The sequence below is a fragment of the Desulfuromonas sp. genome (genome assembly GCA_002869615.1).
Taxonomy (GTDB): domain Bacteria; phylum Desulfobacterota; class Desulfuromonadia; order Desulfuromonadales; family UBA2294; genus BM707.
In genome coordinates this window covers 15,056-38,156 of record PKUH01000104.1, presented here as the reverse complement: position 1 = coordinate 38,156, position 23,101 = coordinate 15,056, and the positions used below count along the sequence as shown (strand labels likewise).

The 23,101-nt window shown below is 54.2% G+C and carries 25 protein-coding genes; 10 read left to right on the top strand and 15 right to left on the bottom strand.

The annotated features are described in order from the left end of the window. Nucleotides 1–124: 124 nt before the first annotated feature. Together C0623_11270 and C0623_11265 are read left to right on the top strand one after the other, a co-directional pair. Entirely contained in the window at nucleotides 125–829 is a 705-nt protein-coding gene (locus C0623_11270) for a hypothetical protein (protein ID PLX98826.1), read from the top strand. A 99-nt stretch (nucleotides 830–928) separates the two neighbouring features. Next, nucleotides 929–2,887, top strand: coding sequence for a hypothetical protein (locus C0623_11265; GenBank protein PLX98825.1), 1,959 nt, complete (start codon nucleotides 929–931; stop codon nucleotides 2,885–2,887). 11 nt (nucleotides 2,888–2,898) lie between these two features. Here C0623_11265 and C0623_11260 read toward each other — a convergent pair whose 3' ends face one another. From C0623_11260 to C0623_11240, 5 genes are all read right to left on the bottom strand, one after another. Then, nucleotides 2,899–4,596, bottom strand: coding sequence for a hypothetical protein (locus C0623_11260; protein PLX98824.1), 1,698 nt, complete (start codon nucleotides 4,594–4,596; stop codon nucleotides 2,899–2,901). Between the two features lie 131 nt (nucleotides 4,597–4,727). Continuing rightward, entirely contained in the window at nucleotides 4,728–5,105 is a 378-nt protein-coding gene (locus tag C0623_11255) for a hypothetical protein (GenBank protein ID PLX98823.1), read from the bottom strand. Between the two features lie 144 nt (nucleotides 5,106–5,249). Further along, nucleotides 5,250–5,450 carry a DUF2892 domain-containing protein gene (locus C0623_11250; protein ID PLX98822.1) on the bottom strand — a complete coding sequence of 67 codons (201 nt, stop codon included), beginning with the start codon at nucleotides 5,448–5,450 and terminating at the stop codon, nucleotides 5,250–5,252. Between the two features lie 95 nt (nucleotides 5,451–5,545). Beyond that, nucleotides 5,546–6,253 carry a transcriptional regulator gene (locus tag C0623_11245; GenBank protein ID PLX98821.1) on the bottom strand — a complete coding sequence of 236 codons (708 nt, stop codon included), beginning with the start codon at nucleotides 6,251–6,253 and terminating at the stop codon, nucleotides 5,546–5,548. Continuing rightward, a complete protein-coding gene (locus C0623_11240) occupies nucleotides 6,250–8,250 on the bottom strand; it encodes a formate dehydrogenase (GenBank protein ID PLX98820.1) in 2,001 nt (666 codons plus the stop codon). The genes C0623_11245 and C0623_11240 overlap by 4 nt, the downstream gene beginning before the upstream one ends. Nucleotides 8,251–8,330: 80 nt before the next feature. Between C0623_11240 and C0623_11235 the strand changes: the two genes are divergently transcribed. The 5 genes from C0623_11235 (at nucleotide 8,331) to C0623_11215 (ending at nucleotide 13,514) form a co-directional block, all read left to right on the top strand. Continuing rightward, the gene (locus C0623_11235) at nucleotides 8,331–9,062 is read left to right on the top strand and encodes an outer membrane lipoprotein-sorting protein (protein ID PLX98819.1); all 732 of its coding nucleotides are present in this window, start codon (nucleotides 8,331–8,333) and stop codon (nucleotides 9,060–9,062) included. 2 nt (nucleotides 9,063–9,064) lie between these two features. Then, complete coding sequence (locus C0623_11230) at nucleotides 9,065–10,288, top strand: ABC transporter permease (protein PLX98818.1); 1,224 nt, start codon at nucleotides 9,065–9,067, stop codon at nucleotides 10,286–10,288. A 1-nt stretch (nucleotide 10,289) separates the two neighbouring features. Beyond that, nucleotides 10,290–11,522: an ABC transporter permease gene (locus C0623_11225; GenBank protein PLX98817.1), complete on the top strand. Its 1,233-nt coding sequence runs from the start codon at nucleotides 10,290–10,292 to the stop codon at nucleotides 11,520–11,522. A 97-nt stretch (nucleotides 11,523–11,619) separates the two neighbouring features. Next, a complete protein-coding gene (locus C0623_11220; protein ID PLX98816.1) occupies nucleotides 11,620–12,309 on the top strand; it encodes a macrolide ABC transporter ATP-binding protein in 690 nt (229 codons plus the stop codon). Then, on the top strand, nucleotides 12,309–13,514 hold the full coding sequence (locus C0623_11215) for a hypothetical protein (GenBank protein PLX98815.1): 1,206 nt from the start codon (nucleotides 12,309–12,311) through the stop codon (nucleotides 13,512–13,514). Before C0623_11220 ends, C0623_11215 begins: the two co-directional genes overlap by 1 nt. Nucleotides 13,515–13,568: 54 nt before the next feature. Here the strand turns inward: C0623_11215 and C0623_11210 are convergent, their stop codons facing one another. From C0623_11210 to C0623_11165, 10 genes are all read right to left on the bottom strand, one after another. After that, nucleotides 13,569–14,600: a hypothetical protein gene (locus tag C0623_11210; GenBank protein PLX98814.1), complete on the bottom strand. Its 1,032-nt coding sequence runs from the start codon at nucleotides 14,598–14,600 to the stop codon at nucleotides 13,569–13,571. After that, nucleotides 14,584–15,030: a hypothetical protein gene (locus C0623_11205; protein PLX98813.1), complete on the bottom strand. Its 447-nt coding sequence runs from the start codon at nucleotides 15,028–15,030 to the stop codon at nucleotides 14,584–14,586. The genes C0623_11210 and C0623_11205 overlap by 17 nt, the downstream gene beginning before the upstream one ends. A gap of 127 nt (nucleotides 15,031–15,157) precedes the next feature. Continuing rightward, nucleotides 15,158–15,337 (bottom strand): hypothetical protein, encoded by a 180-nt coding sequence (locus tag C0623_11200; GenBank protein ID PLX98812.1) that lies wholly within the window; start codon nucleotides 15,335–15,337, stop codon nucleotides 15,158–15,160. Nucleotides 15,338–15,354: 17 nt separating this feature from the next. Beyond that, nucleotides 15,355–16,050, bottom strand: coding sequence for a hypothetical protein (locus C0623_11195; protein ID PLX98811.1), 696 nt, complete (start codon nucleotides 16,048–16,050; stop codon nucleotides 15,355–15,357). Nucleotides 16,051–16,136: 86 nt separating this feature from the next. Then, nucleotides 16,137–16,694 (bottom strand): hypothetical protein, encoded by a 558-nt coding sequence (locus tag C0623_11190; GenBank protein ID PLX98834.1) that lies wholly within the window; start codon nucleotides 16,692–16,694, stop codon nucleotides 16,137–16,139. A 238-nt stretch (nucleotides 16,695–16,932) separates the two neighbouring features. Then, nucleotides 16,933–17,337 carry a hypothetical protein gene (locus C0623_11185; GenBank protein PLX98810.1) on the bottom strand — a complete coding sequence of 135 codons (405 nt, stop codon included), beginning with the start codon at nucleotides 17,335–17,337 and terminating at the stop codon, nucleotides 16,933–16,935. A gap of 20 nt (nucleotides 17,338–17,357) precedes the next feature. Beyond that, nucleotides 17,358–17,999, bottom strand: coding sequence for a methyltransferase (locus tag C0623_11180; protein PLX98809.1), 642 nt, complete (start codon nucleotides 17,997–17,999; stop codon nucleotides 17,358–17,360). Continuing rightward, nucleotides 17,999–18,457 carry a hypothetical protein gene (locus C0623_11175; GenBank protein ID PLX98808.1) on the bottom strand — a complete coding sequence of 153 codons (459 nt, stop codon included), beginning with the start codon at nucleotides 18,455–18,457 and terminating at the stop codon, nucleotides 17,999–18,001. The genes C0623_11180 and C0623_11175 overlap by 1 nt, the downstream gene beginning before the upstream one ends. Next, a complete protein-coding gene (locus C0623_11170) occupies nucleotides 18,457–18,798 on the bottom strand; it encodes a hypothetical protein (GenBank protein PLX98807.1) in 342 nt (113 codons plus the stop codon). The genes C0623_11175 and C0623_11170 overlap by 1 nt, the downstream gene beginning before the upstream one ends. Nucleotides 18,799–18,882: 84 nt before the next feature. Further along, a complete protein-coding gene (locus C0623_11165; GenBank protein ID PLX98806.1) occupies nucleotides 18,883–19,254 on the bottom strand; it encodes a fluoride efflux transporter CrcB in 372 nt (123 codons plus the stop codon). 255 nt (nucleotides 19,255–19,509) lie between these two features. Here C0623_11165 and rpoH point away from each other — a divergent pair, with 255 nt between their 5' ends. The 3 genes from rpoH to C0623_11150 all read left to right on the top strand — a co-directional run bounded on the left by rpoH (nucleotide 19,510) and on the right by C0623_11150 (nucleotide 23,082). Next, a complete protein-coding gene (rpoH, locus tag C0623_11160; protein ID PLX98805.1) occupies nucleotides 19,510–20,316 on the top strand; it encodes an RNA polymerase sigma factor RpoH in 807 nt (268 codons plus the stop codon). A 91-nt stretch (nucleotides 20,317–20,407) separates the two neighbouring features. Beyond that, complete coding sequence (locus C0623_11155; GenBank protein PLX98804.1) at nucleotides 20,408–21,148, top strand: outer membrane protein assembly factor BamD; 741 nt, start codon at nucleotides 20,408–20,410, stop codon at nucleotides 21,146–21,148. Between the two features lie 347 nt (nucleotides 21,149–21,495). Continuing rightward, nucleotides 21,496–23,082, top strand: a complete 1,587-nt coding sequence (locus C0623_11150) for an acetyl-CoA hydrolase (GenBank protein ID PLX98803.1) — start codon at nucleotides 21,496–21,498, stop codon at nucleotides 23,080–23,082. The last annotated feature ends 19 nt before the right edge of the window (nucleotides 23,083–23,101 follow it).

The window sequence follows — 23,101 nt, the reverse complement described above, 5'->3', positions numbered from 1 at the left end:
AGAACAGCCGATGTCAAGTATTGCCGGGCCGCTTCCGGAAGGAAAAAGAGCTGGACCTGATTCAGATGCTTTTTCCCCGATGTTTTGCTAGAATGCCTTATCTGAAAAACAGAGGAGAGACAACATGATACCGAACCAGAACAACCCTTATACTGCAGCTCCGACCGTTGCCGACTCAACCGGTTTTTTCCCGAAGGTTTACGGCTGGATGACGGCCGGGCTGGCCCTGACCGCCCTGATGGCAGTTGTTACCCTCTCGAGCCAGCAGATGCTGAATCTGATCTTCGGCAACAAGATGGTTTTTTACGGCCTGATTATCGGCGAACTCGGACTGGTCATCGCCCTCTCGGCGGCGATCAATCGTATCAGCGCGATGACGGCGACCCTGATGTTCCTCATTTATTCGGGCCTCAACGGCGTGACCTTTGCCGCGATCTTCATGATTTACACCAGCAGCTCAATTGCCAGCACCTTTTTCGTCGCCTCCGGCACCTTTGCCGCAATGAGTATCTATGGCTACACGACCAAAAAAGACCTGACCGGCTGGGGCAGCTTTCTCTTCATGGGTCTGATCGGCATTATTATCGCGTCTGTAGTGAATCTTTTTATGCAGAGCGAGATGATCTACTGGATCACCAGCTACATCGGTGTCTTTATTTTCGTCGGACTGACCGCCTACGACACCCAGAAGATCAAAAAGATCGGAGAGGCCGGGTTTGCCGACGGAGAGAGCCAGAAGAAAGCAGCAATCCTCGGCGCGTTGCGACTCTACCTTGATTTCATCAATCTCTTCCTGATGCTGCTGCGAATCATGGGAAATCGGCGCTGAGCTATTAATCCATACTAACGATCGCAGTAGAGGTCGCTGATTATACATGTTATATTCTGGAGTCCTTTGACAAATACTAATTAACCGACCGGGTTTATTATGAAACGACTGTTCAGGCTGGTCCTGATATGTATTCTGGCGCTTATCGTCAACTCGTCGGTCTTTGCCGAAGCAAGGCATGAGGTCCGGGTCGGTATCTTCCCGATGAAACCGTTGAACTTCATCGACGCTGAAGGGACGGCACAGGGTCTTTATCCCGATCTCCTCCGGGAAATTGTTCGTGAGGAAGGGTGGAGCCTCACCTTTGTCCCCGGATCCTGGGGCGAATGCCTGCAGCGTGTCCAGAATAGTGAAATCGACCTGATCACGACCATCGGTTATTCGGAAGAACGGGCCAAAACTCTCGACTTCAGCCGGGAAACGGTCGCCGACATCTGGGGAAGACTCTATAAAAGACCCAATTCCGTGATATCGGATATATCCCACCTTGACAAACAGCAGGTCGCCGTTGCCAGTCGAGACATTAACGGCAGGAACTTCATCGCAACCGCCCACAAACTCGGGATTTCACCTGTCATCATGGAATACCGGACACATTATGATATTTTTGCAGCGATCCGGGATGGAGAAGTTTATGCCGGCGTCGTGCCTCAGCATTTCGGTTTCCGCGAAGCAAAAGCATACAACCTGGTACCAACGACAATTGAGTTTGAGCCGTTCTCCGTTTTTTTCGCGACGAACAAAGGAGAGAATACCGAGGTAATCAGTAAAATTGATGAATACCTCTCCCGCTGGAAAAATGATCCCGGATCAATCTATTATGAAAAGATTGATTACTGGCTGGCCGGAAAAACCGGCGGCTACCGCATCCCGCAATGGGTTGTCATTCTCATTCTCTCAACCGCTGGCGGCCTCATTATTCTTTCACTTGTGGTCCTGGTGCTGAGGCGTGAAGTGCATCGGCGCACCGAGGAGATCAGGCTGCGGGAAGCGCGATTCCGCTACCTCGTCGAAAACACCCGGGCCGTCCCCTGGGAACTCGACGTTAATACGCAACAGTTCGTCTATGTCGGCCCCAGGATCACTGATCTGTTCGGTTACCCGGTCGACTACTGGACCAATATGGACGCCTGGGTCAAGACCCTGCATCCTGATGAACAGCAGAACGCCCTCAATTACTGCACTATTGAAACCGGCAAAGGCCGCGACCATGACTTTACCTATCGCGCCATTCACGCCGATGGCCATACCGTCTGGGTTCAGGACATTGTTTCGGTACAGATGGGCAAAGAGGGGCCGGAGAAGCTGTATGGCTATTTTGTCGACATCAGTGAGCAGAAAAAACTGGAAACGACAGCGATCCGCTCTTCACAACTGGCTTCACTCGGCGAACTCTCGGCCGGAGTTGCCCACGAGATCAACAACCCGATCGGAGGCGTCATCAATTATGCCGAGATTCTGAAAGGGCGGTTGACTGCCGAGAATGATCTTGAACTGCTCGACAGAATCATTCATGAGGGGGTCCGCATTGCCGACATCGTCAAAACACTGCTCTCTTTTTCCCGCGATGACCAGGGGCGCCATTCAACGCACGATATCACAACCATCGTTGATGAACCGCTGTCGCTGACCCGGGCCAAATTCCGGGCGGACGGAATTGAAGTAGATGTTTCGATTCCGCAGGATATCGGTTCGATCAAATGCAACGCTCACCAGATTGAGCAGGTCATTCTCAACCTGTTGAGCAATGCCAGATATGCCGTCAACAAGAAGCACCGGCAGCAAGGGGCAGAGAAAAAGGTCAGCCTGCAGGCTTCAATTGTCGAAAAGCGCGGAAAATCGCATATCTGCCTTGATATCACCGACAACGGCACCGGGATCCCGGAAGAGAACCTGGCGAGGATCCTGAATCCATTCTTCACAACAAAAGAGGCCGGTGTCGGCACCGGCCTCGGCCTGAGCATCTGCTACGACATCATCAAACTGCATAGTGGCGAAATTGAAATTAACAGCAAGGAAGGCGAGTATACCCGGGTCCAGGTTTTTCTCCCCAAGTAGACGAATACCAGCTATTCGAAACGGACAAGCAGCCCGCCAATGAATCGCGGATCAATCCGTTCCGGATCGACCGAACAGAACTCAAGCTCCCAGATATCGAGACACCAGTCAGCAAAACCACCGCTCCCCTCAACCAGGGTCTCGATCCAGGCAACCGTTTCTTCGCGCAAGCGGCTGTCAAGTTTGCCCACCTGACTGATCATACCGTGCAGGCCCGGCAGCTCCTCTGCGGCCAGCGGCTCGGGGCCAAAGTCACGTCCGAGTACACGATTGGCCAACGCCGTCAGGAAAAGCCGGGAAAGGGTCAAATCTTCGACCTGCTCCGGTTTGCACCCGGCAAGATCAAAAGACTCTTCTGAAGGGAGATCAAACGGCAGACGGTCAGCAAACAACCGGCGCTGGCGTTCGATCATGTCGAGCCATTTTTCTGCCCGAACCAGATCGATGGCACTGCGGAAATTGCGCTCGACCGTTTCTGCCGGATCATCGAGGCCGGTAAAATAGTGCGGCTGCTTCCGGCCGAGCGCTTCGAGAAACTGTTTGTACGGAGGGTCAAAAAACGGGCCGGCAGCGGTCTTTAACAACTTATTGGCCCGGCGCTGCAACCTGATTTTAAGGTTATATCCGACCTGGAAGAGATGCTGGAAATAGGTGCTTTTCAGTAACTCCACAGCCCCGGCCTTGTCGTCACACAGGTACTCCAGGGCGAGGTTAAAGGTTTCATACATCCGCCCGAGGGAGTCCCGGACGGACGGCCGGTCATCAAGATCGACACCATCAGCGAGCAGGATCTTGTTGGCCAGGCAGGCGAGCTCCCAGTTGGCGGACGGGGTCAGGCATTCAGCCAGGGCTGAGGCAAGAAGATCTCGTGGATTTGCCTCAATCAGCATAAATGCCGGTTGCGCGACACCATCCTCAGACGGCTGCATTGGCAGTTTCCCCTCACCGAGCCGGATCTCTTCCGGTTCGATCCAGGAGTAAATCGCCCGTGCTTCCAGGGGGTCCGGGAAACCGGCGTCGTGAAGACGGCCGGTTCGCTGATGGTAAACCGACTCGGTGAGCAGTGAATCGTGTTCACCACGTACCGACTCGATCAGATAGGTGTAGAAACCGGGATCGCTCCGGAACAGCACTTCGAAAAGCTTGATGAAAAGTTTGCTTTCCTCGCCGTTTTTGAAATCGAATTCGTAGCCGCCGTCGCGGCGCATCGCCTCAATCCGCACATCATCTTCATCGATATCATCCGGGCCATGCAGGACCGTGACATGCATCTTCAGAATCAGCACCAGCAGCTCGAAATTCATCTCGCGAATGATCTGCAGGATCTTCTCTTCTTCGCACTCAAAAAGCTGTTCGATCCACTGCAGAGCCTTGACCGAATCGATCCTGTCGCCATTCCAGCAATCGAGATCGAGACAGAAAGTGAACTGGTCCGGGCTGATCATCGGCAGCACCAGTTCAACGGCCTCGGTACCGATTTCCTTAAGCATCAGATAGACATCCTGCCCGGAGAGCCGCTCCATGATGCGGCCTCCGTCCCGCGCCTCGGTCAACAAGCGGTAGCGGAACTCGCTGTCGGAAACCCGCACCATCTCGAGACGTTCCGCAAAGCTGAGGGCGTTGAATTCCTGCGGGGTAATTGTCCGCGGTTCACGGATCAGGGTCAGATGCTTGACTTTGCGTTCGCCGGGCAATTCGATTTTGGCCATTCAATTCTCCAGTTTACAGGTGTCCGGAGGGCAATTTAATCCAGACTTGCCGAACCGTCAAGCATTTGCTGAGCATGAAAAGGGGCACTGCAGTCATGCAGTGCCCCGGCAAATCACCATAGATCAATCGGTCAGCCGTCAGATTTCCCCTTCTGGCAACAGGCACACCCCGCTTTGTTCGCCTTGGGATAGGCTTTCAGTTCCTTGCCGCACGAACACTTGGTGCCATCAGCCGAGGCGGCGGTACAATTACATCCGGCGCCGCAGCCGCAGACATAGATATTGTCAGCATCATCCTTGAGAACGTTCCGTTCCATCATGTCCTTGCCACATGAACATTTTCCCGGTTTGGCAGAAACGGTGTCACAAGAGCACCCATCGCCGCAGGCACACGTGTAAACCTTTGCACAAGACTCGGGGTCAGCCCCCTGACCGGCAAAAACTCCTCCGGAGAGAAAAGCCATACTTATGAGCACAACCAAAACATATTTCATTGTTTTTATCGTCATTATTATCCTCCGCATTGTTGGTTTTTTTGTTGATTATAACCAAACAAACCTGACTAGACCAGTAATCTTTGCATTAGCAATAAGGGACACGTCCCTGGGAGCGGGAAGTGTCCCTTATTTTACAACACTGGCGGATTTTATTGATCAACTCCTGTTACATTTACAGCCATCAATGCCGAGGACCGCGTAAAGTGGGCAGAACCCGACGAGACCTGTTAGCAGAGGAATAATCCCGAGCAATCCAAAAACACTATAATCGGACGGACCGGTAAAGAAATAAATCAGCAGGGCAGCCCCCAGCGATAGTCGAAGAATCCTGTCAATTTTGTGTACATTCTGTTTCATGGCACAACCTCCGTTAAGTAATGAGTGTTCAGTCTTTAACCGGAGGTTACCGGAAGTCTTTCCATGTTTCTGTGACCCGAGTCACAAAAGTGTAATTATTTTTCCGGTCCTGAACGAAGCTGCAAATCAGAAGCTTTCAACAGGACAACCTTTTTTCTTTCGAGATGAACCAGTCCATCATCAACAAATTGCTGTAAAACTCGACTGACGACCTCACGGGCGGTTCCCAGGTGAGAAGCAATTTCTTCGTGACTCATTTCGATCGGCTTGAAAACACCGGGAGAAACGATTCCTTTTTCAAGCAGAAAAGCAGCCAGCCGCTCGTCCATCCGTCGAAATGCAACTTCCTCGACCAAAACCATTATGTCGGAAAGCCGGCGTGAAAACAGATCCATGACGAATGAACGAACTGCTGGCTCTTCTTCGTAAAGCTGGCGAAATACTGGTGCCGGGACAGCCAGTGCACTGGTATCGACGGTGCAAACAGCTTGGGCCGGATAGCGCAAATCATTGACGACGCAGGAGGTCCCGAGAACGCAGCTCTCACCGGGGGCAACCTGGTAGAGGGTGATTTCACGGCCGGCGGGAGACATCTTGAAAACCCTGATCGCACCCGACTCGACCAACAGCAGCGCCTGGCAGAAAGCGCCTTCATCAAGGAGTTCTGTACCCCGTTCAATCAGCATTGGCTGCAATGCACCAAGCAGGAGCAAACGCCCCTGTTCTGAAAGATCCGTAAAAAAAGGAAAGGCGGCGATTCGTAAATGGGTGTTTTTATCTGGACCGGCAGCAGTAAAAGTCATGTCTTTCTCACTTCGACAAAATTGTCATAGAGGGTACTTCCCCGCCCCATGTCGGTCAGGCGCTGCGACGTCAGGGCATTGACCGTCCGATTCCCCGGCGCCGCATCGCGCCACCAGGCGCCCTCGGCAACGACCACTCCGATGGGGACATCGGCAGTGACCGTCAGGAAAAATGTGACCTCGCCCTGATCGTTGGCGACGAGCACCAGGGCACCGTCGGCCAGCCCCCGCTTCCGGGCTTCATCCGGATGCATCTGCAGCCGCATCCCCTTCTCGGCCTGCCGGACATCGTCGCGCTCACAGAAGCTCGAATTGAGGATGTGCAGCGCCGGTGCCGTCATCAGCCGGAGCGGATAATTCGCCGGCGCTGTCGGCAGATAACGGGGCAGCGGCTCGTCGAGTTGAAAATTTTCAATTTCAATCCGCCCCGATTGCGTTCCGAACGGCGGTCCGGGATTGTCCGCCGGCAGCAGTTGGCACTCACCACGGTTCAGGGCCGCGACATCGATATGGTCTTTGACCGGAGACCGTTCAATCAGCTGATCGATCAGTTGATCTTCGCTCATGGCAAAGAACGGCTCATCGCATCCGAGGGCGGCGGCCAGAAGGCAGAAGGTCTCCCAGTTCGACTTGCTGGAACCGACCGGCGCAATCACCGGTTTTGACCGCTGCAGGGTGTATGAACCGTAAGACTTGTAGATATCTGAATGCTCAACCGAGCTGGTGGCCGGCAGAACGATATCGGCATAGCGGGCGGTGTCGGTCATAAATCGTTCATGGACAACCGTAAAAAGGTCGTCCCGTTCAAGCCCCCGGATCACTTCATTCTGGTCAGGCGCAATAGCGGCCGGGTTGGAATGATAGACATAAAGTGATCTGATCGGCGGATCATCAAGACTGTTCAGCGCCGAGCCGAGCTGATTCATATTGACCGGACGGCTCGGTGCCTGCAGGAAATCGGGGCGCTCGATAACCGACATATCGAACAAATGTCCGGTCGAGGTATTCCCCAGACAGCCGCCTCCCGCTTTACCATAGGCTCCGACCAGAGCCGGCAGGGTCGAAATGGTCCGGATATTCATGCCTCCGTTGGCATAACGTGACAGCGCCGAGCCGAGCCGGATCAACGGAGCCGATGCCCCGGCGTAATCCCGGGCCAGCTGCTCGATCACCGCCACATCGAGGCCGGTCCGCTCCGCCGTTTTGCCCGGCGTGTTGAACGGCAGGACCTCGTCACGCAGTCTTTCATAGCCGAAAACATGTTCAGCAATAAACGATTCATCGACCAGTCGTTCACGTTCAAGGATATACATGATCCCGAGGGCCAAGGCACCGTCGCTGCCGGGGCGGATCAGGATAAGCTCGTCGGCGAGATCCTTTGAATGATTGGCGTAGGTGTCGATCATCACCACCTTCGCACCATTCTTTTTTGCCTGTTTCAGCAACGGCACGAAATGGATATTGGTCGCGACAACGTTAATCCCCCAGAGCAGAACCAGATCGCTCGCGAGCACTGTCTCCGGAACCGGAGCCGGCGTACTTCCGAGCACCGCCTCCCAGCCGGCACTTTTGGCGGCGACACAGATGGTCCGCTCGAGCTGCGAGGCGCCGACTTTATGGAAGAAGGCATGGCCGGCGTTACGCTGCACAAGCCCCATCGTTCCGGCATAAGAATACGGCAGGATCGACTCTGCGCCGCTTTCGCTGATGATTGTCTGCCATTTATCGGCGATCATGGCGGCCGCCTCATCCCAGCCGATCGGCCTGAATTCTCCGCGACCCTTCACCCCGGTCCGCAACAGCGGTGTAGTCAGTCGACCGGCATGATGCACCGTATCGGCATACCGGTTCATCTTGGCACAGAGGAAACCGGCCGTAAACGGATGATCCGGATCGCCCTTGACCGAGAGCACCTGGCCCTCTCCAACTTCAACGAGGAGGCCACAGGTATCGGGACAATCATAAGGACAGACCGATCGGAATTGATTCTTTTGCATAGCGTGTATCCATTCATTCTGGAAGTCGTGGGTTTTGTCTGTATAATAGAACAACTGAGCCGACACTCCAAGAGGCCAATATGTTTCGAGTTGCCACAATTCTTCTTTTTACGCTGTTTCTGATGCCGCATCCGGCATGGTCCGCCGATCTCAAGGGGCTGATCCGCAAGGTCGAGGAGCAGTACATGGGGCTCTCCTCCAGGTCTCGCATGGAGATGAACATCCGCGCCAAACACTGGGAGCGTTCACTGACGATGGATGCCTGGTCGCTCGGTCGTGATCATTTCCTGGTGCGCATCCTCGAACCATCAAAAGAGAGAGGCGTCGCCACCCTCAAGGTCGACAAGGAGGTCTGGAATTACCTGCCGAAAATCGACCGGGTGATCAAGGTGCCGCCCTCGATGATGGGGGGCGCCTGGATGGGGAGTCATATCACCAACGACGACCTGGTCAAGGCGAACAAGATCGACGAGGACTACACCTTCACGCTGATCGAGGAGAGCACGGAGCGCTACCTGATCGAATGCATTCCGAAACCGGATGCGGTGGTCGTCTGGGGCAAGATTGTCTACGAGATCCTGCGGCCGATGGAGGTTCCGGGAACCGTTTCCTATTTCGACGAAGAGATGATCAAGGTACGCGACATGGTCTTCGATGAAGTCAGGAAGATCGACGGGCGTATCATCCCGCTGCGCATGACCATATTGCCGGTCGATGAACCCGAGGAACAGACGATTATCCGTTACTCCGACATCGACTTCAACATCGGCATCAAGAAAAGCTTCTTTTCGCTGCGCAACCTGAAACGATAGATATGCTGCTACGACTCGCTTCCCGAAACCTCTGGCGTAATCGACGGCGCACCCTGCTGACCCTGTCGGCGATGATCGTCTCCCTCGCCCTGCTCTCTCTTTCACTCGGGGTTTTTTCCGGAATGCTGGTCGATGTCCTCGCCTCGACGACCGAGCAATACTACGGGCATATCATCGTTACCACCGATAATTACCTTGATGATCGCGACCTCTACAAGAATTTCGCGTCTGATCCGGCGTTGCACCGGAAACTTGCCGAGATCGAACAGGTCCGCGGTCTCAGCGAGCGCTTGCGCGGCTTCGGACTGGTTTCACATCTTGAGAGCAGCTATCCGGCCGAACTTCTCGGGATCTATCCCGAACAGGAAAAGACTGTTACCAAACTGCACCGGCAGATCACAGCCGGAGAATATCTCGACGCCGACGATAGCGGTGGCGCCGTCCTCGGATCGGCCCTCGCCAAAAAACTTGGCGTCGAGCCGGACGATGAGCTGGTTTTTGTCACCCAGGCCGCCGACGGATCGATCGGCAATGATATTTTGACGGTCCGGGGCATTTTCAGGACCGGCCACGGCGGCCATGACAACAGTCTGGTCCTGGTGCCGATCTCCTGGCTGCAGCGGGTCATGGCCCTCGATGACAGGATTCATGAAATCACCCTCGCCGTCGATGATCCGCTGCAGGCCGAGTCGTTGAGTGCACAAATTGCTCCGCTGCTGGATGATCGGTTTGAAGCAACAGATTGGGGCAAACTGCTGCCGGAGATGCGGGAAGCGATTGCCTCCTTTGACATCACCCGTTTTATCTTCGTTATTATTCTTTACATCGCGACCGGCCTCGGCATCCTTAATACGATTTTCATGTCGGTCATGGAGCGGACCCGCGAATTCGGCATCCTGATGGCCCTCGGCCTCCGCCCGCACCAGATCAAGCGGCTGGTTTTGCTGGAATCTTTCCTGCTCGGGCTGATCGGGGTCGCATTCGGGCTGGTTCTCGGCCTCAGCCTGAGTTACTACATGGCAACGGTCGGCATCGACCTCTCCGCCTGGATTACCCCGGTCACCTATGCCGGCGGCACGATCCAGCCACGCCTCAAGGCGATCTTCGAACAGCGCAACTTTATTGACCCGGCCTGGTTGCTGATCGTCATTTCCCTTCTCGCCGGCTACTTCCCGGCCCGCCGGGCCGCCAAACTGCAGCCGGTCGAAGCGATCAGGGAGGAATAACGTGGAAACTGCAACCCTCGCCTGGCGCAACATCTGGCGCAGCCGCCGCCGAACCATCATCACCGTCATCGCCATCAGTTTCAGCCTGATGCTGGTCCAGGGTTTCCACAATCTCGCTTTTGGCGTTTATGCCCAGATGGTCGACAGCGGAGTTCGTTCCGGCTCCGGCCATATTGCGGTTTACCGGGGCGATTATGCCTCTTCGCGCGATGACAAACTTTCCTGGAACATGGGAAGCCTGCCGGCGGATATTGCCCGGCTTGAAGGGGTCAAGGCTGCGCTCCCCCGCATCTACCTGCCGGGATTGACTCAGTCGAGCCGGGAAAGCCGCGGCATCCTGCTCACCGGCATAGATCCGGCCGCCGAGAACGACGTCAATCCATTACTCAAGAACATCGATGCGACCAGGCTGATCCGCTCTCTCGATAGCCGCGATGCGCTTGTCGGCAGCCGCCTGCTCAGCGAGCTGAAGCTCAACATCGGCAACAAGTTTGTCGTGACCGCCCAGGGACCGGAAGGCGAACTGGTCAGTGAACTCTTCCGCATCCGCGGCGTCATTGAATCGAAAATTCGCGAGGTCGACAGCTCGCTGGTTATGGTCGGGCGGCAGCGCGCCGCCGGAATGACCGGCGACCGTGACGCGATCCATGAACTCGCCGTCATTCTCGAAAACTCCGATCTCGAGGAGCAGCTGCTTCCGGTCATCACCAGGCAACTTCCCGCCGGCTCAGACCTTCACGCGGTCAGCTGGGAAGTCGCAATGGCCAATCTCGCCAATGCGATCAAGCTCGATTACGCCAGTCAGAAGTTAATTTTCCTGATCATCGTGCTGATCGTGACGATCGGCGTTGTCAACACCCTGCTGATGTCGGTTATGGAACGGATTCGTGAATTCGGGGTCATTCTCGCGGTCGGCGCAACCCCCGGAAGGCTGCGCAAGATGGTTATGGCTGAAGCCTTCATGATCGGACTGATTGCGATGATTCTCGGCAATATCCTCGGAAGTCTTTTGACCTGGTACCTTGCCGAAGTCGGTATTGATCTGCGAAATTTCGTACCTGACACCATGGAATTCGGCGGCGTTGTCTTCGACCCGGTCCTGCGGGCGACCTGGGATTATGCCTACATGGCGCAGATGTCGGTTTACGTACTGGTGCTTTCCGTGGTGGCATCCCTGTATCCGGCCGCCAAGGCAGCCCGGATCGAACCGGCCCAGGCGATGCGGCATCATTAAAACAAGTAGACAGTAGTCAGTGATCAGTAAACAGTTAAAAAAATTCACAAACACAGGAAATAACTGATAACTGCCAACTATTTTTCAAGGAAAAATCATGTCTCTTATAGCTCTGCGCAACATAACCAAGATCTACCCGTCCGGAAACCAGAATATCGCCGCCGTGCAGGAACTGAATCTATTTATCAAGGCGGGTGAGTTTTCCGTACTGGCCGGCCCCTCCGGCAGCGGCAAGACGACGGTGCTCAATATCATCGGCGCCCTTGACCGGGCGACCGAGGGCGCTATTGCTGTTGACGGCAACAACTACAACGAGATGAAGCCGAAGGAGCTGGCCGACTTCCGGCTCAGGCGGATCGGATTTATCTTCCAGTCCTACAATCTCATCCCGGTGCTGACCGCCGCTGAGAATGCCGAATTCACCCTGATGCTGCAGGGGGTCGCACCGGACGCGAGACGGGAGAGGATCAAGACCCTGTTCGCCGAACTCGGAATTGACGGGCTCGAAGATCGACGTCCCAATGATCTCTCGGGTGGTCAACAGCAGCGCGTTGCCGTGGCCCGGGCGATCGCCGCCGAGCCGGCGGTTGTGCTGGCCGATGAACCGACCGCCAACCTCGACTCGCATACGGCCGAAGACCTGCTCAACCTGATGCGTGAGCTGAACCGGGAGAAAGGAACAACCTTCCTGTTCAGCTCACACGACCCGATGGTCATTGCCCATGCCGAACGGGTGATCCGCCTGCGCGATGGCCGCCTTGAAGATGACATTCGCCAGGACGAATAATGTTCAGTCGCAGCCTCCTCATCATCGCCCTGTGCATTCTGCTCCCGTTGCCGACGGCGGCTAATCTCTTCTCTGCGCCGACCATCGACGGTCACATCAAAACCCTGAACAGCTGGTACGACAGCCCGACCTGGAGCCAGCTCGATGACGGTTTTTTCTCGGCCAACAGTCAAAGGCTGAGCATGAAAACCGATATCGGCGACGTGATCAAAGCCGAACTTGCAATCGACAATCTCGCCCTGTACAGTGGCCCGCCGACACAGATTCTGCTGCCCGCGGATTCGCCGAACCGGCGACTCGACCTCGAACACGACTCGAACCACGGCGCTCGCTGGTCGAACCGGCTGTCGATAGATCGTCTCACTCTGGGCGGCAGCTACCAGGATCTTGATTGGTCGATCGGCAGGCAGGCTGTCGGCTTCGGTCGAATCGTTATTTTTTCACCACTCGACATCATTGCCCCGTTCCCGCCGGATGCCCTCGATACCGATGTCCGCCCCGGTGTCGATGCGGTTCGGACTGTTTACTATTTCGGTCTCGGCGGCCAGATCGGCGGCACCATTGTCTTTGGCGCTGACCGCGACCGGAACAGCTACCTGGTGACCTTCTCCGTCAACAAGAGCGGCATCGACCTGCTCGGCATCGGTGGGACCCTGCGCGATCGGGGAATGCTCGGCCTCGGCGTTGCCGGGAATCTCGGTACCCTCGGCGTCAAGGCGGAAGCCAGCTATTATAATGGCAAGGATGTCGGCCAACCGGGTGGCGACCTGCATGAGGACTTCACGATCGGTGCGATCGAGCTCTGGTACCGGTTCAATAATGGAGCGGTTCTGCTCGGTCAATATCTCTACAACGGCGCCGGCGCCGAGAGGCCGGAAGAGTACCTGCTCGCGGCAACATCGGCCCCTTTTAATGAAGGCCTCGCCTTCCTGACCGGTCAGCAGTACCTGCTGCTCGGCCCGTCATGGGAGTTCCACCCGCTGGCATCAATCTCAGGACTCCTCATCCGTAATCTCGAAGACGACTCGACCCTGCTGCGGCCGCAGCTGCAGTTATCGCTCACCGACAACCTGAGTCTCGACCTTTTCTACAGCTTCAATTTCGGCGAAGACCCTCAAGCGGTTGTGCCGGGCATTTTCATTCCCCGCTCCGAGTTCGGTTCGGCCGGCGACAACGGAGGCCTGCTTCTGCGCTGGTATTTTTAAAAAATTGCGAACGGGGCACTTGCGGTAGGCGTAGCATGGACACGATCCTTGGTATTACGTCGATTTAAGCCTTTTATGCTTATCGAGGGTTTCGCGAGGAGATTCACCAAACATGGCCTTGTAGTCTTTGGTAAATTGCGCCATATGCCAGAAACCGGCCTTGGAGGCATGCTCTGTTATCGTTTTATCCGGTTTGAGAATCAGTTGTTTTCGGACAAGGTTCAGTCGGCGGATCTGCAGGTAGCGCTTGGGTGTAATCCCCAGGATATCACGAAAGGCATACTGGAGTTTGCGGATGCTGACACCGAGTTCTTTCGCCAGATCGAGAACACTGATCGCTTCCATCTCCAGGCGATTAAGGTAGGCTTCGGCCGACTCGACAATTCCGATATTATTGGTTGTTTTTCGATCAACCGGGACCGGCTTTTCAGCGAATACCGCGGCAAAACATAATTCCAGCAAGTGATGCGTCAACGATTGCTTGAGTTGATGATAATCCGGGACCGAAACCGGCTTTCTGTTTGAAAGGAGAACGCCCCTGACAAAACGCAGGAGGTTGATGGTCACGCGATTTTTTCCAATGATCGCAACCCGGTTTAAAGACCTCGGGTTTATTCGAGCATCTGTCTGGCTACTGAAATAATCTTCAAAGTCCTCGCGGCTAAAGGTCAGGGTGCTCCAACTCGCCTGCCCTCCGACAATGACATTCGTTTCTGCACTCGGGGGCAAAAAAACGACGTCACCGACGACAATTTCTTTATCGAAGCAGGTGAGTTCTGAATCGCAAGTCAGGAGCAGGCCTACGGTGTATCCACCCTCCACAGTCCCATTATTTCTCAGATTATAAATTCCGTAATCGATAGATAGACCGGGCGTCACCAGCCGCAACGATTCTCCGGCGTAAAGCCCACCACGGAGCTGCACAGAATTGAAGAAGTTGTCGATTACGTCGTTATCAACGTGGCCAGGAGCCTCGACGGTCAAACAGGTTTTCTCGAAATTAAATCCGGTATCGACTTTCACGCAATTATCCTTGGCTGCCTGATGATCAGCGGCACGGGGGGTCGTTTCATCTTCCATGATCATCCAACGGGCTGTCTTTAGCTCTGGCAACCAGAGATACGATCCGATCTATAGAATTCAGTGCCACCGGTTTTTGTAAGGTTCTTATCCCCAGCGCATTGGCGCGTAAAATCGTCTGTGGATTCAATGCTCCCGACATTAAAAATTTACAATCGGGGTTCAGTTTACAGATATCATGGGAATGTTCGAGAAAATCGATTCCAGTCATTGCCGCCATACTCTGATCAACAAAGAGGACATCAAAACAGGGATCGTCTTGCAAATGACAGGATGCGCAATGCTCTACCATTGCCAGGGGGTTGACAAAGGCCTTTACTTCATGCCCTTGCTCCTCGAGATACAGCTTCAAGGAATCTCGTATTGATTCTTCGTCATCAACGATACATATCTTAATCAAAGTAGCCGCCCCCTTAACTACAAACTGAATATCAATGAATCCGAAGCATAATACGCCTCCAAAGTCGCACTATCTGAAGACAACCTCTACCAAAAAGACGCACAGAATTATTTAATGGATTGAACGGCAGGACAGGCAGGGCGTTGAAAGACTATTTCTTCTATTAAACACCCATAAACGGCAGGCAGGTATTTTCCGGCAAACCTTGAAGATCGCAGACATAATCTCGAGTCTTCCCGCATGGCAAGATTTCTGCCGAAACGGCAGAATGGCAGGTCTCCGAAACCTTATGGCAGCAACTTTTCATGTCGGCCAAGGTTCTGCTCAGGCCAATTGCCGACAAGCCAGAACAATCCTCGATTACTCGTAAGCCGCAAAATATTTCTCCATCTCATCGAGAATCCCCGGGATGGCGCCGGGCGTCATCTCTCCCATGCAGTAGAGATTAACCAGGGCATTGAGGCTGGCATCTTTCTGCGAGGCCGCCTGCAGTCTCGCGGAGAAGGCCCGATTCAGGTCACCAACCTGTTTGAAAATCTTTTTAAACCCGTCGAACGACCAATCGACTTCGCCGCCATTGCGCTGCTTGTAAAACTGCCCGAGCAGATACATGGTAAAGCTGCGATAGGCCATCTCTTCGAGCGTCGCAAACGGCAGATGAAAGCGGACATTCGGCTTGAGCAGTTCCATGGTCGGGCAACCGCTGCTGACCATGATGATACCGAGCAAAGGGCTCAGCCCCATCTGGACATCACATTCCTTGGTGTAGACTCTCTCCTCGGTTGTGACCGTCACTGTCACGCCATCATACGAGAGACACTCCTGGAACTCCTCGACAAGGGAGACCAGGTTGATGGCGACCGGGCACTGGGGAAATTGATTCTGATCGAGGGTACAGGACGGGCATTTGTGAAAATCGAGATCGGTCCAGGCCGGCGGCGATTCAACCGCTGCCGGCGGCATCAGCAAGTTGGTGCGATCCAGGGAGATCCTGAATTTTTTCTTTGAGTCCGCTGAAAACTCATAGCAGTAATCGATCGTCAAAGATTCGCTCATGTGCACCTCCGCTCGATGTCGCCTGTTAACTGTCGAGAAACATTTCGCAACCGGGGGACTGATTCCGGATTAAACATGAATAAATTCTATTGCCCAGCGTAGGCCCGTATTTTCTTTTTCAAATCCCCGGCAACAACCGGTGCTGAGCCGATCGCGGAAATCAGATCCTCCGGCTTGACCTTACGCTCGTAAAAGCCGCGATTCCAGTCATCATCGATACTCAGGACCGACCCGATCAGGGAGACTCCGGCAAATAGTCCGCGGCTTCGTGAATAAGAGAGAATGCCGGCGCGGAACGTTTCATCGGTTGAGGCTTCGGCCCGACGGCCAACCGGTCCGGCCGCGGCGGCGGCATCAGCCCCCAGAGTCATCTTGCCGCGGAAGATCTTGTCGGTGCCACGACGATTCTTGAAGACCAGGATGACATCCGTTGCCTGCGCGCCGATCTGGAAGCCGAGGCTGCCGCCACCGATGGTAATGAATATCGGGTGCCCCCACTCTCCGCTTTCATTGCGAACCAGCAGAACGCCGCGCCCGAAGCGGCCGGCAATCACAACTCCGGCCTTGATTACGTTTGGAATAATCGCAATCGCCTCGGCATTGGCCAGCAAGGTCGGAGGTATCCCCTTTTCCGGGATCTCCATAATTTCGTCAAGGGTGAGGATCGCCTGTTCGACCTTTTCCCGCTCCTTGATCCCGGCGGTAGCGGTCGAAGCTGAAAAAACAACGCAGATCAGGATGAACAACAACAATGATATCAGACGGTTGATGAGTGACATAAAAATCTCCGGATATTTATCTAAATTATTGTTTTGATTACATCAGACCGGGCACTGCTGTCAATGAGAAGAGTAGCACAAAGGGATGAGACAGAGTTAAAAATCAGTGGCGGTTTTTGATCCGGTAAATCCAGTCAACAAGATTCCTGACCAGATACGGCTTGGTGAAGAGACGGATTCCGAGTCCTTCGGCAATCTGGATCTGCTCGGTCGACCACGAATCAGACATGGCAGCACTGTTTTCTGTCGCCAACTTGCAGCCGCACTCGCGCTGCCAGTGGATAAAATCGATACCGGCCCGGGTTGACCGATCGGTTTGACCGACAATCTGGATATCATAACAGGGGCTTGAAAGCTGGCACTGCCCAGCCTGTCGCTGGAAAACCGGACAGAATTCGAAACTGGTGCAAACATCGACATTTTGCCCGAGGTCGACCAACACATTTTTGACCAGCGCCCGGTCTTCCGGATTGGTATCGATAACAACAGACCTTAATTGCATCAGCATCTCCCGACCCCCTCCTGGGATTAGATTTTACTCATATCGGGGCGAGATGCAATATTATTTTTCGGTTGGGTCTTTTCGGCGACCAGCAGAAATGGTGACTGCGGGCGATTGTGAATATCGATATGCAGAACATCCCAGGCCAGCGAATCGAGAGCGGCAAACCATCCGGCGACCGCTGCGGCCTCGACCTCGCCCCCGGCATGACCGGTATAGACAACGACGGCGAGCCTCCCCCCCGGCGCCAGCCGTTCGGCTATTCCGTTCAGGGCCTTGAGAGTCGTTTCCGGGCGGGTAATCAGTTTTTTGTCGCTACCGGGAAGGTAGCCGAGGTTGGCAATCGCTGCCTTGACCGATGTATCGACATATTCACCGATCCGTTCATGCCCATCATTGATCAACAGGACATTGTGCCAGACTGCTGGCACCGGCGGGCCGATATGAACCGGCTCGATACCGGCATCGTCAAGTCGATGCACGGTCTTGTCGATTGCCGCACGCTGAAGATCAAACGAAATCACCCGGCCGGTCGGGCCGACGCAGCGGCTGAGAAACAATGTGTCATGGCCGTTGCCGGCCGTCAGATCGACGGCCAGATCACCATCGCGCAGGATATCGCCGAGCAGGGATTGTGACAACGGGACGACTTGCAAAAGGCTGGACATCAGCGATCCGGATCTATTTCTTCGAGCACCTTGAGCTTCAGTTCAATCGATTTTTTCGGGGAGATCCGCAACAGGGACGTCAGTTGCCGGGCCAGTGCATCCTCATGCTTATCGAGCACACCATCGGCGTAAACGATCCGCCACAGCGCTTCCATGACTTCGTGCTTTTCCTCGATTGAGAAGTTTTCATTGATCACCCGGGCGAAACGGAACAGGTCGACACTCTCATCCCGTGCCTGCTGGGCATATTCGACCAGCTCGCTGACCGACTCGGCCGACAGTTCGAATTTACTGGCGACAATGTCACGCACAACCCGCTCTTCGAGCTCATGCAGCGACTTATCAGCATACGCCATTTCGAGTAGCAGGGCACAGGTTGCAACCTCGATCCGCTCCCGCTCGTTACGCGAGTCAGCCGTCGGATCACTGTTGAGTAATCGGGCAATTTTACCGAGCATTATTTTCTCTCTCCTCGATAATAGATTACGTGGGCCTTCTCCATGGTGATCATCCCACCGCTAAACATGCCATCTATTTTCGGCAGCACAGCATCAATCTTTTCCTGGCTGTCAACGACCTCGATGATCACCGGAAGATCATTGGAGAGGCGCAGAATCTTGTCGGTGTGGGTGACGCTGCTGGCGCCAAATCCGGCCGCACCCTTGAGCACCGTGGCACCCGCCAGCCCTTCGGTCCGGAACAATTCAAGCAGAGCTTCGTACAGGGGTTGTTTATGCCAGCGGTCATTTTCACCGATAAAGATGCGCATCAGCGTCTGTTCACCTTCCATTTTTGACATTTCGTTCTCCTGGGAGCCTGATGGTTTCGGCAGGCCGTTTCGAGAAGTCGGTTTCGCAGTAGAGCTCGTTAAAGCCACCATTCCTCACATTTGCCGCGCGAGAAAGATTCCCAGCCCGGCGAAGAGAATACAGACGACGACATTCAATACAATATTGGCACCGGCGTGGATAAAACTGCCATCCTCGAGAAGCCGCATTGTCTCAAAAGAAAAGGTTGAAAAGGTTGTGAAACCGCCCATGAAGCCGACTGTGATTCCGAGGCGAATTTCCGGCGTCAGTACGGTACTGCGCAGGCTTCCTTCCATCAGCAGACCGAGCAGAAAAGAGCCAATCACGTTAACGGCCAGGGTGCCGTAAGGCAGGTTCCGACCGGCCAGGCTGTAGGTCCAGCCCGAAACGAGGTAGCGTGAAACACAGCCGAGAGCACCGAACAGGCCAATATAGAGTAGCTGCATGAGTTTATCCAATTAAGCGAACAGGTTGTCGCCATTATTCCGCGGCAACCGGCTGCTGTCAACCGGCATTGAGCAGTGCGGTCTCCGGTAAAGGGGGGCTGTCAATCCGCACAGTTCATTTTCCGTTGTATCGACCTAGACCCGACATGCAATTTTTGATATTATTTAGCACTCACGATAAGAGAGTGCTAATCGGCTGATAATAAAAACAATTCATCCAGGGAGAAAACGGTGAATACCTTGAATCTGCCAATAATGACCGACAGCTTTGAACACTACATGAACCAGATTAATCAATTCGAGATCCTTGATCGGGAGCAGGAATTCAGTCTGGCCAAAAAGTACCAGAGCGACAGTGATCTCGATGCGGCGCATCAGTTAATCTGCGCCAACCTCCGCTTCGTTGTCAAGATTGCCAACGAATATCGCCAGTACGGCATGCGGATGCAGGATCTGGTGCAGGAAGGGAACATCGGCCTGATGCTGGCGGTCAGAAAATTTGATCCGGACCGGGGCATCCGCCTGATCTCTTATGCCGTCTGGTGGATCCGGGCCTATATCCATAATTTCATCATCCGCAGCTGGTCGCTGGTCAAGATCGGAACAACCCAGGCCCAAAAAAAACTTTTTTTCAAACTTAACCAGACCCGGAAGAAGCTGAAACAGTTGACCGGCAGCGATACCAACCAGTTGGTTGCCAGCGAACTGAACCTCCGGGAAAATGACGTTGCGGAGATGAGTGTCCGGATGATGGCCCGTGACGCCTCGATTGATGTCGAACTCTTTGAGGGGAATGACTATACCCTCGGCGACAGCCTGGCCGATGAGCGGAGCAGCCAGGAAGACCTATTGCTCGAGAAAGAGCAAAGCGATTTGCTTAGCCGTCAGGTCAGGACAGCGATGCAATCACTGAACGAGCGGGAGCAGAAGATCATCAGGGAACGTATCCTGAATGAAGAGAACAGAACCCTGCAGGACCTGGCAGATGATCTCGGCGTCAGCCGGGAGCGGGTACGCCAGATCGAGCAGAATGCCCTGCGTAAACTGAAAGAAGCAATCTGACCTGACCCCGGGAACGGCAAGAGCATTGACAAACAACCGGTATTACCTTACCGTGCATGCCGTTGTTAATAACCGGGGCTGGATAAATCGAATGTACAGAAATATTTTAATCATATTCATAGCGGTCGCTTTCATTGTCGGCTGTTCCTCCGACAAAAACATCCGGACCAACTCGCCGGCATACTATTTCAAGGAAGGTGAACGCCTTTTTGAAAAAGGGCTCTACCCTGACGCTATTGCCGCCTGGGAGAAAGTCCGGGACAGCTACTATTCCCCCGAGTTGAATATTCTGGCCGAAATGAAAATAGCCGAAGCATACTATCAGGATGAAAAATATGTTGAAGCGGCCGCCTCTTACGAATCTTTCCTGAAAAACCATCCGAACAACCAGCGGGCGGAAACGGTTCTATACTATCTCGGCATGTCCTACTACAAGCAGGTGTTGCCGGCCGGACTCGACCAGACCGCCGCAAACAACAGTATTATTACCTTTCGCAACCTGCTGAAGCTCTATCCCGACACCCCGCGCGCCGACGAGGTCAAGGGATATATCGCGTTCTGCCGGAATCGCCTCGCCGAACATGAACTGACCATCGGCAGGTTTTATGTCCGCACCGAAGAACCGGATGCCGCCATTGGCCGGCTCGAAGCGATCCTCACTGACTTTCCGGAGTTTGAAGACCGGGCCGACCTTTATTACCTGCTCGGCCAGGCCTACCTGCAAAAAGACAACAAGGAAAAAGCGGTCGAATCGTTCAATCATCTCTACACCCAATACCCCGACAGTAAACTGATTCCGAAAGCAAAAAAATCTCTCGAAAAATATTTCTGACCGTTCCGGCCACATTCCTGCGGTCAAACCGTCCATAAACCTTCGGATGGCAAGCTTTTACCAGAACTGTTCTTTAATATTAAAATCCGGATTTTTTCTTGACTTGGGCCGAACGCCATTATATAAAAGTCAGCATCCTATAACAGGATTTTAAAATGACGTGCCAGGGTCTTCACCGTGTAATTAAACCCTGGCTTTTTTTACTTAAAACTCACAGCAAGTCACTGAAATAAAAGAGTTTAAGGATGTCGGATTTTTGCGTCGACACTGTTTTATTACCCCGATTTATTACTGACCGGAATTAAATTTCACCCCGGTTATTCCGAAAAATTATCAGGAGGAGAGAGATGGCAGATTACGGTACACTCGAAAGTCGCGTTCGTCGCAAGTCCCTGCTCAACAAGGTTATGAAGGCTGAAGACTGCGTTCAGTTTTTCAAGGGAGGTGAAAACCTGGTCTGGTCCGGTTTCACCCCGGCCGGTTATCCCAAGGCGGTTCCGATTGCCCTGGCTGACCATGTGGAAGCGAATAACCTGCAAGGCAAAATGAGATTCAACCTCTTCATCGGTGCCTCGGTTGGCGCCGAGACCGAAGACCGCTGGGCGACCCTCGATATGATTGATCGCCGCTGGCCTTACCAGACCGGCAAGAACATTGCCAAGGGTATTAACGCCGGCCGCATCCGCATGGGTGACAAGCACCTCGGCCACTTTGCCCAGGACATCAGCTACGGCTTCTACACCGAAAATGGCCGTTATGACATCGGCATTTTCGAGGTTTCCGCGATCACTGAAGATGGTGGCCTCGCCCTGACCTCTTCCTGCGGTATCGTGGCTGAAGCGATTGGCCTGTGCGACAAGATTATTCTCGAAGTCAACACCGGCCAGCCTTCCTTCGAAGGAATGCACGACATTCACATGCAGCAGAAGCCGCCGAATCGGGCACCGTTCCTGATCACCTCGGCTGACAGCCGTATCGGCACCCCGTATGTGCCGTGCGACACCGACAAGGTTATTGCTGTTGTTGAATCGAAGCACCGCGACAAGGGCCGTGCCTTTGCCGATATGGACGACACTTCGGAAGCGATCGCCGGCCACATCATGGAGTTTTTCGCTCACGAAGTTAAAAAGGGTCGCCTGCCTGAGAACCTGCTGCCGCTGCAGTCGGGTGTCGGTTCCATCGCCAACGCTGTTGTCGGTGGCCTCGCCAAGGGCCCGTTCTCGAATCTGTCGGTATACACCGAGGTTCTGCAGGACACCATGCTCGACTTCATCGACGGCGGTAACCTCAACTTCGCTTCGGCCTGTTCACTTTCCCTCTCCGAAGATCCGGGCTTCCCGCGCTTCTTCGAAAACTGGGACAAGTATGCTGACAAGGTTGTCATGCGTCCGCTGTCCATAGCCAACGCTCCGGAGCCGATCCGTCGTCTCGGCGTTATCGCCATGAACACTCCGGTTGAGTTCGACATCTATGCCCACGCCAACTCGACCCTGGTCGGCGGCACCCGGATGATCAATGGTCTCGGCGGTTCCGGTGACTACCTGCGGAACGGCTACCTGAAGATCATGCACAGCCCGTCAACCCGTCCGAGCAAAACCGACCCGCTCGGCATTACCTGCGTTGTGCCGAAGGCTCCGCATATTGACCACACCGAGCACGACCTCGATGTGCTGGTTACCGAGCAGGGTCTGGCCGACCTGCGTGGCGTTGCTCCGAAGGAGCGGGCCAAGCTCATTATCGAGAAATGTGCGCATCCGGAGTACAAGCCGATCCTTACCGACTACCTCGACATGTCGACCAAGGAATGTATCGCCAAGGGTGTCGGTCATGAGCCGCAGCTGTTTGATCGGGCCTTCAAGATGCAGCAGAATATGGCCGAAAACGGCACCATGCGCATCAAGAACTGGGACATCAAAGTCGATCTCTGCGAATAAATTTCGCCGACTGATTCAG